The sequence below is a fragment of the Polyangium sp. 6x1 genome (genome assembly GCF_029946515.1).
Lineage (GTDB): Bacteria > Myxococcota_A > Polyangia > Polyangiales > Polyangiaceae > Polyangium.
This window is the reverse complement of sequence record NZ_JARZHH010000079.1, coordinates 1-12,825: the sequence shown is the minus strand read 5'-3', so window position 1 is coordinate 12,825 and position 12,825 is coordinate 1. Positions and strand designations below refer to the sequence as shown.

10 protein-coding genes are annotated in these 12,825 nt (G+C 64.3%); 2 read left to right on the top strand and 8 right to left on the bottom strand.

Going from position 1 to position 12,825, the window contains the following annotated elements; translation table 11 throughout:
* Positions 1-17: 17 nt before the first annotated feature.
* The 8 genes from QHF85_RS42450 to QHF85_RS42415 all read right to left on the bottom strand — a co-directional run bounded on the left by QHF85_RS42450 (position 18) and on the right by QHF85_RS42415 (position 8,875).
* Positions 18-413: a hypothetical protein gene (locus tag QHF85_RS42450; protein ID WP_281333175.1), complete on the bottom strand. Its 396-nt coding sequence runs from the start codon at positions 411-413 to the stop codon at positions 18-20.
* Positions 414-427: 14 nt separating this feature from the next.
* Positions 428-1,597 carry a hypothetical protein gene (locus QHF85_RS42445; RefSeq protein ID WP_281333174.1) on the bottom strand — a complete coding sequence of 390 codons (1,170 nt, stop codon included), beginning with the start codon at positions 1,595-1,597 and terminating at the stop codon, positions 428-430.
* Between the two features lie 18 nt (positions 1,598-1,615).
* On the bottom strand, positions 1,616-2,032 hold the full coding sequence (locus QHF85_RS42440; protein WP_281333173.1) for a hypothetical protein: 417 nt from the start codon (positions 2,030-2,032) through the stop codon (positions 1,616-1,618).
* 97 nt (positions 2,033-2,129) lie between these two features.
* Positions 2,130-2,834 carry a hypothetical protein gene (locus QHF85_RS42435; RefSeq protein WP_281333172.1) on the bottom strand — a complete coding sequence of 235 codons (705 nt, stop codon included), beginning with the start codon at positions 2,832-2,834 and terminating at the stop codon, positions 2,130-2,132.
* 158 nt (positions 2,835-2,992) lie between these two features.
* Positions 2,993-6,025, bottom strand: a complete 3,033-nt coding sequence (locus QHF85_RS42430) for a LysM domain-containing protein (RefSeq protein ID WP_281333171.1) — start codon at positions 6,023-6,025, stop codon at positions 2,993-2,995.
* Positions 5,938-6,615: an AAA family ATPase gene (locus QHF85_RS42425; protein ID WP_281333170.1), complete on the bottom strand. Its 678-nt coding sequence runs from the start codon at positions 6,613-6,615 to the stop codon at positions 5,938-5,940. The genes QHF85_RS42430 and QHF85_RS42425 overlap by 88 nt, the downstream gene beginning before the upstream one ends.
* Positions 6,616-6,704: 89 nt before the next feature.
* Positions 6,705-7,166: a transglutaminase domain-containing protein gene (locus QHF85_RS42420; protein WP_281333169.1), complete on the bottom strand. Its 462-nt coding sequence runs from the start codon at positions 7,164-7,166 to the stop codon at positions 6,705-6,707.
* Positions 7,163-8,875 carry a hypothetical protein gene (locus tag QHF85_RS42415; protein WP_281333168.1) on the bottom strand — a complete coding sequence of 571 codons (1,713 nt, stop codon included), beginning with the start codon at positions 8,873-8,875 and terminating at the stop codon, positions 7,163-7,165. The genes QHF85_RS42420 and QHF85_RS42415 overlap by 4 nt, the downstream gene beginning before the upstream one ends.
* Before the next feature lie 1,498 nt (positions 8,876-10,373).
* On the opposite strand from QHF85_RS42415, the gene QHF85_RS42410 reads away from it, so the two are divergent.
* Both QHF85_RS42410 and QHF85_RS42405 read left to right on the top strand, forming a co-directional pair.
* Positions 10,374-10,601 carry a hypothetical protein gene (locus QHF85_RS42410; RefSeq protein WP_281333167.1) on the top strand — a complete coding sequence of 76 codons (228 nt, stop codon included), beginning with the start codon at positions 10,374-10,376 and terminating at the stop codon, positions 10,599-10,601.
* The gene (locus QHF85_RS42405) at positions 10,598-12,442 is read left to right on the top strand and encodes a recombinase family protein (protein WP_281333166.1); all 1,845 of its coding nucleotides are present in this window, start codon (positions 10,598-10,600) and stop codon (positions 12,440-12,442) included. Before QHF85_RS42410 ends, QHF85_RS42405 begins: the two co-directional genes overlap by 4 nt.
* Positions 12,443-12,825: the final 383 nt, after the last annotated feature.

Here is a 12,825-nt window from a genome sequence, read left to right as displayed (position 1 = left end):
GAATGGGTCCACGAGACTCACCGCAAGGCGCTGTGCGTCACGAAGATCCCGCACTCATGCATGGGCGAGGTCCCCGGATGCAGCCAAACAAGGGCTTTCGCTCGCCCATCGTCGCTCTCGAAACGAAACGACCACTGCGAGACCAGTCCGGCATACTTGGCCATGGCCACCACCTGCCGCTTGTGAATGAGCGGCCCGACGACAACCGTGGGCAGGTCCGCGAGTACGGGCTCCGGACCGAACAGGGGATCCCGCAGGGTGAGCGTGGCGGCGACACGCCAGCGGGGAGGCGGAGAAGCCCGCTGGAGAGGGAGCTGCTCCATGATCACAACGCAATGCGTAGACGGACCGAAGTTCGGGCTCGTCTCCACCGTGTTGCTTTTCTTCTCGCTGTCGATCTCCACCACGCTCATCGTCTCCTCCGCGCCTACGTGCGACCGCGGTTCTCGTGCTCGAAGCTGATCCCATTGAGCGAGAGCTGAATATAGAGCCCGATCGAGATAGGCTTGCTGGGAGTTCCGAGCCCGATATCGATCGGCTTGATGGGGAACGCGATGTCGTCCTCGACCCTGATGATCGCGGTGAACGCGCCCTCGTCGCTCTTCTCGGGGTTGTCTGTGAAGATGTAACCATCCGCCACGGGGAGCACCGGGGCCCCGCCCGATGTGCGAGCCAGGCTCTTGACCTTGGCGTCCGGCACGTTGCGCAGGTGGTCGATCAACAGGGTTTGGTTGATTCCGTTGCCGCCCGTCCTGCGCTTGTCCCAGTTGAAGTAAAGCACCCCCGAGCGCCTCAAGGCCCGGTACAGCAGGTTCTCCCCACTGAAGTCGTGGAAAATCTGCTGCGGCAAGAACGAGCCCGAGTCATCCCAGATCCACACCTTGCCCGTCAGAATGTCGGCGTGGGCCTCCGCTCCCTGGATCTGGCTGATCTCGGACTGCTCGTATCGAATCCGCAGCCCCGCCTCCTGCATCGTAATCGACCGGATGAGAAAGTCCTGCTCGTTGTAGGTATTCTTCGACGGCCTTTGCAGGTTGGTCCAGTTGGTCGTCACCTTGCCAGGATGCGCGCCCATGTACATGACGTCATCGTCCACCGCACGGTCGAAGAACTTGTAATCGCCCTTCGGGATGCGAACGACGCATTGGCCCTTGGTCGAGCCCACGACGTTGCAGACGATCTCGCACGTCGAGTAGTAGTGGCCCTCCTGGCGAGCCACGTACGGCTGCCCGCGCGCGCTCCACTTGGCCACGAGCTTGCGCATTCCTTCAGCCGGCGCGACCATGTTGGGCGGCAGCTTCGGCTTCTTGCTCTGCGCCTGCGCGCGCTTCTTGCCGACGGCCACCCCTCGCGCACGGGAGCGAGCCTGAAGGGTGCGCAGCTCCTCGACGGTCACCGTATGACGGCCGCGCCGCTTCAGGGCTCGCACGTCGCCCGTGTCGCCGTCCTCGGCCGCGAGCTCGGCGCCAGCGGTCTCGTTGTCGTCGTCGTCAGCCGGGCCGGCCGTGTCCATGTCCATGTCGTTCTCGGGGGCCGCGGTCTCGCCGTTCGCGTCCGCAGCGGCCAGAATGTCGGCGACGTCTTGTGCATTGCTCATGATCCTTCTCCTCCTCGTTCATGTCGTCGGCATGGAAAACACAGGAATGCGCACGTACTCGCCCGTCGGCATTTGGACCCAACCGGAGGCGAGGACAGGCGGGGCCATGGTGGGCCCCTCCGTTCCCATGGCGGGCCCCTCCGTCAACTTCTTGGGGGGAGGCGCCGGGTACTGCGGCCCGGGCTGCGGCTGCGGCGTCGGCGTCTTCGCCTGCGCCTGCTTCGATTGCAATGCGTATGCACTCGCAAAGAGAGCGCCGCCCACGGCGAGCACCGCATTCGCATACGGGTTGCCGCGCTTGCGCAGCAGGTAACCGATCGCAATGACCCCAAGAGGCAGGAGCCACCAATGGTCCTTCACCTCTTTGCTATTCTTGAGGTCGTCGAGGTTCGCGAGCAGCGCCACCACTGCGCCCGCGCCTGCGACGAGCAGCACGCCCTTCCCGGCACTTTGGACGAAGCGCTTGACACGCCGCCTCCTCGCTCCCCCGCGTGGGACCGCCACGAGCGACCTATCCACTCGGACGGTCTTCTTATCTCTTTCCGCCATGGTTCATGACCTCCTTTGTTTGAGCAAGAAAATAAGCCCCCACCAGCACGAGGGCGAGCGTGGTCATTGATGTCGCGACGCGCGTCGCCTCCCGGGCAAACTCCCTCGCCCCCTCGAAAGGACTGGGCAGCGGCCGGCCCTGCATCGTCGCGAGTCTCCTTTGATCGTCCTCCAATCGCATCAAAAGCGAGCGCTCCTCCTCGCTGAACGGCAACTCCTGCCCGACAGCGCGTTCGCGCTCGACGTGCAAGGTCAAGACCTGAATGGCCATGGCCTGGGCCGAAAGAAGCCTCCTCGTGACCTCGTCGTCGAAGTTGATCCTCACCGCAGCATGGGCACCCAGGTAAACGGCAGCCAGCGCGCAGACCGCTGCGAGAGCCACGACGACGATGGTCACGACGACGCCGGTATCCGTCACCCCGGCTCCGACGGTAGGGTTTCCCTCGTCGGTCTGCGCGTCTGAGATCGCGCGAAGACCGCTCGGCGACAAGAGCACGAGCGTTCGTGCAATTGCAGAGCCCGCAGCGTTGCGCTCGTCATTGCTGTAAAGCCCAGGCCGGAGATCGCCCAGCTCGATTTCGCGGTACGAAACGGGCGCGATCCGGAGCGATAGCAGCACGAGTGCCCGGAACTGGCGCACGCGTGCCTTTGGGTCGAGCTTCATCCAATCGCCACGCGTCGCCGTCATGAGGGCGGCGTACGACACGCTGTCCAGATCCGACTCCCGATGAAACCATCGAAAGAATCGCGGGGTCTCTCCTGGGGCAGGTGCCGGCTTGGTCTTCCACCACCTCCACCACCAATAAGCGAACAGCATCGTGGCACCAGCTCCTCTCGTTCGCGATGTCAGGAGAACGCGATCCCAGCGCCGAGCAATGCGAGCACGGGCAGGAGGCTCGATTTGGTATCGCTACCCTGCGTGGGGTTATTCGGGTCCCATACGACGACGGGCGGATTGTCGGGCAGATCCGGCATATCGGGCGGCCACGGTTGCGGCTGCTGATTGCCCCCCCAGGGCTGCGGAGAGTTCGGTACCTGCTGGGGCGTTTGAGGCCATGGCTGACCGGAAGGCGACTGCTGGGCAGGACCCTCGCCCACACCATATCGAGCTTGGAGCCATCGAAGCTCATTGGCCCGCGCACGGAAGGCCGCTGCTGCGACGGGAAAGCCGTAGGTCTGATAGTACGTGGCCGCCGAATCCAGGTAACCCGCATTGCCAGCCTGAAGCTGCTGCCGGACGAGTTGCTGGCTCTCGGGCGGCATGTTTTGATCGAGGCTGGTCCTGATGTATCGCAGGGTATATGCCCTCGAACGGAACCACGTGCCGGCCACGGGGAAGCCACCCTTCCCACATTCGCAAGCCACTACCTCGAACTTGAGCGGCGGCTCGAGCTCGCTTCGCATGTAGGTGCGGAGCGATTGCGCCGTGGCTGCGGGCATGTGGCCGTCAACCTGCATCTTGTCGGCCCATAGACTCGCCGCTCTCCACCGAAGCGCCTGCCCCGCCATTGGATAGCCGGACTGTTCGAGTTGAAGAGCCAGCACGTCGAGTTTGAGGGGATCTGCTTCGGTCGAGAGGACTTGCCGCACGCCAGCCTTGCCGGCCTCCGTCATGTGGGCGTCGAGCGGTACGCTTTCAGGGCCGGAGGTCGTTGCCTGTTGGGGCGGCTGTGCGCCCGCCTGAAACGTCGGCGCTGGCGCCTGGATCTGAAAGCCGGGAATGCCGAGGTTTTGAAGCCATGGGGGGACCTGCAAGCCGCCCGGAAGCTGAAACCCGCCGGAGGGCGCAGGAGGCGTCGTGGCCGGCGTCGTGGCCGGCGGCGTGGCCGGCGGCGTCGGTGCGGGGGACGTTTGCGCAGGCGGCGTCGGCGAAGGAGGGGTCGGCGACTGCCCGAGGCCCGGGATGTTCGGGATCTGGAACCCGCCGGGGAGCTGGAACCCACCGGGGAGCTGAAACCCGCCCGGGAGCTGCGGCCCGTTCGGCGACGGCTGGGGCTGCGGCGACGGCTGCGGCTGTGGCGTGGGCTGCGAAGGCGCCGGGGCTTGCTGCTGCGGTATCGGCGCGGGGACGGGCTGCTGCGGCCCCGGCTGCGGCAATTGCATGGGCAACCCGGCCTGCTCCGTTTCGTACAGGGCGTTATACGTCGCCTGGTCGAGCTCCCCATCGATCCGAACCATCCGCAAAGGCTGGTATCGATTCCACCAGAACTGGAACGATTGAAGTGCCATCCTGGTACGTGGCGTCCAGCTATTCGTGATGTCGAGCGGCGCTCCGCCGAACATGTGGCCGAAATCCGCAGGATTCGCTGCTCGATGGCGCTGGTTCCAGTGCGCGAGCATGAACTGCACCTGCCCGATCACGCCCATGTCCATCGTCGTGTTCTTCCCGGGCGCTGGCAGGCCCGGGTCGGTTGCGGAGGACGGCGTGGAAGGAGTTGCCGGCGACGGCGACGGCGCTGGCGATGGCGACGGTGACGATGGCGTGTTCGTGCTCGGGGCCGGAGCGGGCGCGGTCGATCCGTTCACCGGCACGGCGAGATTGCTGGCAGGCCATGCATCCGGGATGCCGAGCTCCTCGCCCGGGGTCAGGGACTTCCAGTTGTTCTTCTGGCTGTTGAGCGGCTTGTGTGGGTTTGCCGCGCGGAGCTCGGACCACCAGTTTCGATCACTGGCCCCGAGCTTATTGGCAATCGCGCTGGGAAAATCGCCCTTCTGGACGATATACTTGCGAGACGTCGTGAGCGGCGCGCCCGTATCTCCACGGGTGTATTGAAGCCATCCAGGCGGGATGTTCCAGATGGGCGAGGCGTCCATCGGTTTCTGTGGATTCGCTGCAAGCAACTCCTGGACGCGCTCGGTTTGCCCCGTAAGCTTCTTCGTGATGCCGTACGGCGTTTCGCTGGGCGTCGCATGGTAGGTTCCCGTCGCCGCATCGACTCCCGACACGTCGCGGGCCGAGCTGACGCCGCCAGAAACGACCCGGAGCACTCGCGGGTCGATGTCCTTCATTGCAGGCATATCGCGGAGGACCGCCGCGACATACTCGTCCTTCAACGGAGCGATCGAAATGTGACCGGCAGGCTTGGGCCTCGCGGCCACCGGCGCGCCCGTGTCGTCGTACTCCTCCCACGATTCCTCTTCCGGAAGTTCCGGCTCATCGGGCGGCGCCACGTCGACAGGTGGCGGTTCCGACGAAGCCACCGCGGGCGTGGGCGCCCGCGTCCTGGTGCTGGGGGGCGGCGGAGGCGGCGTGGAGCCGGTAGGGGGCTTGGGAAACTTCACCCGCCGCGTGGTCGGAGCGGATTGGGAGTTTTGCGCCTGCTGCGAAGGTAGTGTCCCAGCGGCGCGCCTGCGCTTGTACTCTGCCGGGCGATATACGCGCAGCTTGGCCTCCTCGGCAAAGGCCGGGTTTCCGGTCTTGCGCGTCTGCGCTTCGCCATCCGCGAGGATCCTCTGCTCGTGCTTCGTCAATCGCTTCTGCTGCGGGGGCCGCGCCGCAGGTTTACGCGCGGTCGCACCGCGGATGGCGGATTCGATCAGGTTGCCGCCGATCTTCCCGATCCCAGCGCCGATCGTCGCGCCCGCGGGCCCGAGCAGGCTCCCCAGTCCCGTACCTGCGAGGGTCCCGAGGCTCCCACCGATACCAGCGCCCCCGCTGCCACCTCCGCCGAAGAGCGAACCCAGGACCTGCGAGAAGTCGCCCGTGTCTTCGACGGGGGCCGCCGCATCGCCGTAAGGATTCTCGTCCCACGGGTCGCCAGTGTCGAATGATAGAGTGATCGCTCGTGACATTATCCATCCACTCCCTTCTCGGTTTGCGACGTCGTTGCCGAGGTTTGAGGTCGCTTGACGCTGCGCGGGCAGAGAGCCCAGCGGCATTTCGTGACCTTGACGCGGTCTGGCTCGACGATGACGGTAGCGTCGACGTCGTACTCGTTCCCCACGGGTCCAGCGAACCGGCCGGCCTTATTGAAATGTGACACCACGAGCACCGTCGGGGCCAAGCCCGACACGGCATCGAGCAGTTCGGTCTGCTCCGCGAAACCGCGCGCCCACCGTTGCAACGAATCGATGACGATCACGGCTGCATCTCGCGGCACGACTTCCAGCGCGTCGCGAAAACTTGCGCCCGCTCCTGCTCTCCCGCGCTCGCGGCTCACCAGGCGGACACGCTGCGTGGACGAGCCCGTCCTCGGGAAGAGCTCGCGCACGATGTCCCTGTTTTGCTCGGCGTCGAGCCAATACGCGAGGCTATCCAGGCGTTCGGCCATCTGCGCCGCGAGCTCGCCACAGAGGGTGGACTTGCCCGATCCAGGTATCCCGCCGACGAGAATGTTCATGCCCAGCACGACGCCCCCCATTGCCTCAGCAAGGATCGCCGGAAATTGCTTTGGCCTGAGCGGAGTTCCGCCTTCCAGGGAGTCGACGATGATGCCGGGCGGCGGCTTGATCGGTATCGGCTCCCACACGTATGCCCCGCACGCGCAGAATCCACCGCAAATCTCGGGCCGGCGCCGATGACAAACGGCGCAACGAAGCGGCGTTACCATAAGCCCCCTTACCAGTAGTTGGTGACTGCTCTCCAGGCGGGCGGAATATCGTTTATGCCGGAATTGAGAATCGTCGGGTCAGCGCGGCGCCACTGCCCGCCGATCATCACTTCGGCGAGAACGTGCGGAAAATCCTCGGCTGGACGCACAGGGTAGATCCGCGCGCGGATGCCACAGGCACGACAGAGCGCCACGAAAACTCGAGTCTTCGCGTCACAATCGCCGAATCCACGCAGAAGGGTCACCGACGAGTCTTCCAGGACCTCGCGCTTGGGATCGCGCACGTAGTCGATTGCGTATTGACAGAACCGGAGAATCGCGGCAGGGCGGTCCGCAAGGGGCAGTTTGTTGAAGACTGCCGCCCAACGTTGGATCTCGTGCTGCCACACATCCGCCGCTCCCGCTTCGGCCATGTAACGGGCCTTCGCGAGATTCGAGGGGAAGTGAACGATACCCATCCGGACAGTCATGACAAACCACCTCCCCCGGGCTTGCCCAACAGGGCGCGGAGCATCGGGCGGAGTTCTTCAGGCAGAGCCGCTTCGAACGCCGGGTCAGCGGCAGCCATGGCGATCACTCCTGGCACGGCTGTTGTCGTGGCGCTCTCCTCGACGCCCTCGTCGTCCGATTCGTCGTCATCATCATCGTCGTCGTCCGGTGGGTCCGCCGTGCTCGAAAGAGGCAGGGGGAATCCACCACCGCTCATGAGCGCAAAGGCGGTCATCGGGTCGAATGGTGGCGATGCCGGGAAGCCGGGAGGTGGCGCGAACGGCGCCGGTGCCGGGAAGCCCGGGGGTTGCGCGAACGGCACCGGGAAGCCGGGAACCTCCGCGAGGGGCCCGGAGGGCGCCGACGCGTGCAGGCCCGCGATGATCGCCCGCAGCGGGGCGAGCGGATCGAAATCGTGGTTGGCCACGTCGAGCTCCTCGTCCGCCACAGCCGGATCCCCAGCGACGGCAACCACCGTCGGCGTGACGGCCGCGAGATCCTCGTCCGCCACGGTCGGCGCGACGAGCGCCGCCTCGGCCACGGCCGGCGTAACCGTCGAAGCGTCGACCAGCTCCGTCTGGGCAGCCGGCGCGGGTACGTCGTCGCCCACCGTCGGCGCGGAGGTCATCGTGGCGTCCTCCTGCGCAGGGTCGGGTGAAGCAGGAGCAGCTTGCGGCGCTGACGGCGCCACGCTGACCGCTGAGGTCACGCTGGCCGCCGGGGCTGGACTGGCGGTCGGCGGCTGAGGCGCGAACGGATACGCCGGAGGCACCACCGGCGTATTGCCGCCCATCGCGTGCGCGTAAGCGGCGGCCCATGCCTGGTATGCGGGATGCATCATCCCGTACAAATGGGCGGGTAAGTACGGCCAGGGCCACGGCGAAAACGGGGCGGGAAACCCCGGGGGGCTCGTCGGCGACGGTTGGGACTTCCGCGTCTTCCGCGGCCGGGTCGGCGCCGGTTGCGTTGCAGGCTGCGGCTGCGGTCCCGATGAAACCGAGGTCGGAGCTTGCTGCGCTGCATTCGTCGGGGCAGCGCTTGCTTTCACGGTCATGAAGGTTTTGATCAGGCTTGCGAGTTCGCCGAGGTCGTCGGCCTTGCTCGTTCCGCCGCCCGTCCCGAGCACTTCCTTGGCGAATTCCACCCCCTGCATGAACTGCTTCGTATTCCCGCCACCGCCGTTAAGGGCTTGCAAGAGGGGCACGGTGTCGCGCAGCAACTCGAGCGGGTTCTGCGCCTGCCGCTCCAGCAACCGCTCCAGCAACTTGCTTACCAGCGCGGTCTGGACGTTGGATCCGCCGTCCTGTCTATCGACCAAGAGCTTCAGGACGGCGGCGTTGCTCTCGAACATGACGCGCATCATGGCGACCATCATTTCGCTCCCGCCCGCGGCTGGATAGGGCGACGGCGCACCATAATAACCTTGCGGTGCGTGTGCGGGGCTCGGCGAAGGCGCCGGGGGGACGTCCACAAACGGCTTCGACGGCCCAGGGAAGCGCATCCTATCGGACCAGGCCGAGAATTGATGCGTCTTCGCATCTTGCGAGACGAGCTGATACTCGCCGCCGCCATACATGTTGACGATCTGCTCGTAGGTCCGAAGCTCGGAGCCCTTGAAGGTCTTCGGGCAGACCTCCATTTTTCCGTCGGGCCCCCAGCGGCGGATTTGAATAAGGTCGAATTTACGCATATCGGGGCCCGTCGCCGTTTCCGGGCGTGGAAATAGCGGGTGCCCCCCAGCGTCAGACGCGCCGGGCGCGTCGGAATCCGGGCTGCTCATATTCGCCCCTCCTAGCTTCCGGCCATGGTGAACCTCGACAACTCGGCTCTGCAACGGTTTTTTCTGGGAGACAGTCGAATTCACCGGACGAACGCAATGAGGCCATTCCAAACCGACCGCTAAGTGCCGGAAGCGGCACTCGATTTCCCGCTGTCGAGCAGGGTCGTATGTACGGACATTCCTGACTGCTGGTTTGCTCAGCATCCGCGCGTACCATGGGCGCACACTCGCGAGGCGAGGGACTCAATCCACGGATATCCTTATGCTTTCCCACGCGACGCGACCGCGCCTCGACGCACGCATGTGTCACGCGGAGACGAACCAGGGGGTGTCGTACAGAACTCGTGAAGTTTTCCTTGTGGTTGCAGTGGCCTCCTCGCAGATCGCCACATCGGGCCAGAGAACGGCCACGATTTGGGCCACTCTGACCCCATGCTGCCCCAGCTCGCGCCCTTGATGCGCCGTGGGGACGGCCTGGTCCTGAGATTGGGGACCCGCCCGGACGGGGGCCATGCGTGTCGCGCATCACGTGGAGGCACGCCTCGGGGCTCATTAGCACCCGGAAACGAGCTCGATGCACGGTTCAGGCCACAAGACGAAATTGCCGCTGGTTCTGCGGTTTTGCGCGAGGTCCCGCTCGGAAACCCCTGTTTCACGGCTGGTGCCGATCGAGTCGCGCCACTTTTCGATCCACTTTTCGCGTTGTGGCACGACCCCCGGGCGCACATTCGGATGTTTCACGGACGCCTGTTCGCGGTGAAGCCAACATTCCCGGAGAAGTGACGCCAGGCTTGGAGGGCACGCGGCAGCAGAAAACGCGAGGCTCGAGCGCAGTATCCCTTCCCTGGCTCGGGGATTTTGGCATCACGTTCGCGGAAGCCCCCTGTTTTCGAGGGGGCAATTTCGCGATGTGCCACTTTCCGATCCACTTTTTGCATCGCATGGGGCAGCGCTTGCGAGACTTGCCGATGGACCTGCGTCGAAGCTCGAGCGTCCGAACAGAAAAGTGGATCGAATCGTGGCCTGGCGCGGCTCCAGACTACGGTGAATCAAGGGGCGGGAGCGCGCTGACCGCATCAAACACGGCATAACGAGCACGTCGATCTCGTACTCGCAAACCATCGAGATTACTCGCGAAATCGATTGCGGTCGGGCGAGGGTTCGTGGTAACGATTGACGGCCAGGGAGATGCGTCCGGGCGAGGAGGAGGGGGAACCTCGCCGGGACTTGCGTTTCGGGAAGGAGGGCGGACATGCCGGACTCACGCTCCGACTCGTCCACGACCATCACGGCGACGTCTACCGGGTCGGTCCAACCGAATGGCACCGCTGGAAACGGAGGAGGACGCGCCTCGCGCCCAGCGTCTGCGAACGTGGAACCGAGCGTCCTCGAGCGCCCCGCTCGGCGCATGCGGCGCGTTTCCAGCAAGACGGCACCTGCCGTGCTGCAGTCGTTCGTGGTACACCTCACGCCATCTCCCGAGGGGGGTCCCAGCGTCACGGCGCGCATCGAGCCGACCTCCGAGGCCGCGGCGGAGCTCGTCGGTCAGGGCTTCGAGTTGAGCGATGCGATCCTGGATGTCGTGAGTAGCCTCCTCGTGGAGATCGCCAGAGAAGAAGGGCTGGAGGATCCATGAACGGCAACAGGCTGCAATCTTGGGACGAGGGCGCAAAGCCCCCGGAGCGCTGGTGGGCGTTCTACGTGCGTGTAACACGAGAGGAGAGCGTAAAGGCTGACCTTTCCATCCCCAACCAGTGCGCCCGCGCCCGCGAGCTTGCAGCTCAGCGTCGTTGGTACGACTACCGCATCTATATCGAGCCAAAGCACGTCACGGCCGAGCTCTGGACCGACAAGCGCCCCGCGTTGAAGCAACTCCTCGACGACATCGCCGCGGGCAAGGTCGCCGGCGCATGCGCACGGCATACGGATCGATTCTGGCGCAACAACGAGATTCAGGCGCGTTTCCTTCGCTTGATTCGAGAAGCGGGGGTCGAACTCTGGGACTTCACGAACCGCTACGACTATAAGAGCGCTCATGGGCGCTTTTCTCTTCAGGTGCTCGGCGCTGCGTCTGAGCTCGAGGTCAACCTGACTGGAGAGCGCATTCGCGAGATGAGACGTGGTAAGGCCATAAAAGGAAAGGTGGGTGGTGGGCCGCCGCCTTTCGGTTACACGTCGCAGTCGCGCCGTATCAAGGATCTCGTTGCCGCGGGGGTGTCCGAGGACGAAGCTTACCGGAAGGCGTGCCTCGAATACCCCATCGGAAAGTGCTGGTACGTTGACGAGAAAGAGGCGGAGATCGTCCGGCTCGTTTTCCACCTGTACACGTCGCCGCTGTATCGGTATGGGTGCCGGCGGATCGCGCAGCATCTACATGTGCATGGGTATAAGACCCGTGAAGGCTGCACGTTCCTTGGAACCCGCGTCTGGAAGATCATCAACAATCCGGCGTACGCTGGATTCACAGCGTTCGACGAAGCCTCCTACGAGGAGCGAATTCCGTCACGACTCCCGCGGTACAAGCAGACCCGTTACAAGGGAGAGCACCCTGCGCTCATCTCCGAGGAGACTTGGGTCCAAGCGCAGCAAATAAAGACGTACGAAAACAATGTCAAACGTGTAAGGGCCAAAGCGAAGCCAAGGGAGCAGTTCGCGTTGACTGGCCTCATGCGATGCCCAGGCTGCGGAGGACCCCTCTCGGGGAAGAACTCGGGTCACAGCGAGCGACGCTACTATTTCTGTTCGCGGAGACATCTCGGAGGGAAGACGATATGCTCGTTTCCGGTCATTCAGGCGGCCGAACTCCATGAAGCCGTTTGGAACTGGTTGCACGAGGTCTTGTCGTCGCCTCCTCTGGTGATGCAGCATTGGGAGCGCCTTCAGAAGAAGCTCCAAGCAGAGCCGCCGACCGCGCAGCGAAAGCTTGCAGCGCTGAAGAAGCGTCGGGACGCGCTCAAGGCGTCGATTGAAAAGTATTTCAAGGTCTTCGAGTCGTCGAAGGACGACACGCCAGACGCAGCGATCCTGGATCGGGTCCGTGCGCTACGCGCAGAGCTTCGGGGGGTGGAGGCGGAAATCGAACAGAGCGATGCGCAGCCGAGCCTCGCGCCCCGAACCGTGAGCGTGCAGCAGGTGCGAAAGTATCTTGATACGCTAAAAAAGCGCGTCGAAGGGGACGACTCCAGCCTTCGGTCGCTCATCCAGCAGTTCAGGCGGGATCATGGGTTCGAGATCAGACCCGTTTCGAACACCGACTTCACCGTGGCCCTGACACTGCCGGTCAGAGAGTTGGTCGATAGCGGCAAGACGAAGCGCGTGGTTTCCGTGCTGGGGAGCAAGGGTTCCCGCGCGGGGTCAGTGTTACCAGGATCCGGAAAGAGAGGGTGTCCCCCTGGATCTGGATCCTGCTCGGCAGACGAATCCTGCTCGAGCTCTCCGGGCTCGTTTTTGTTTTTCATGGGCCTCATTGAGTCATGAGATAGCCGATGCCAATGCGCAAGCAGAAATCGACGGTTCGCTTTCCCGGTCGCCCAGGCGCCTGGGCGCCTATCCATCCGCACGCTGGCGAATTGCTCAGTGGATCCAGCCCACTTGGCGCCCATGACCGTGCACAAAAGTCAGGAACTCCCTGACGCCTTCAAAATCGCGCCGCGGCAGAGCGATTGAACTGTGATTTCGTGGAATGATCTCAGCGACGGGATCGCGGTCTGCGTCGGGTGCTCGGGGTGGAGCCTGTAGAGCGTCAGTAAAACTGACCCCCTGGCGACACTAAAACTGACCCCCTCCCAGGGCTCGGTGGAGGAGGAGACGGGGATGTTGGACAAACTCTGGGAGAAGACACCTCTGGTAGCGGAGGTGCA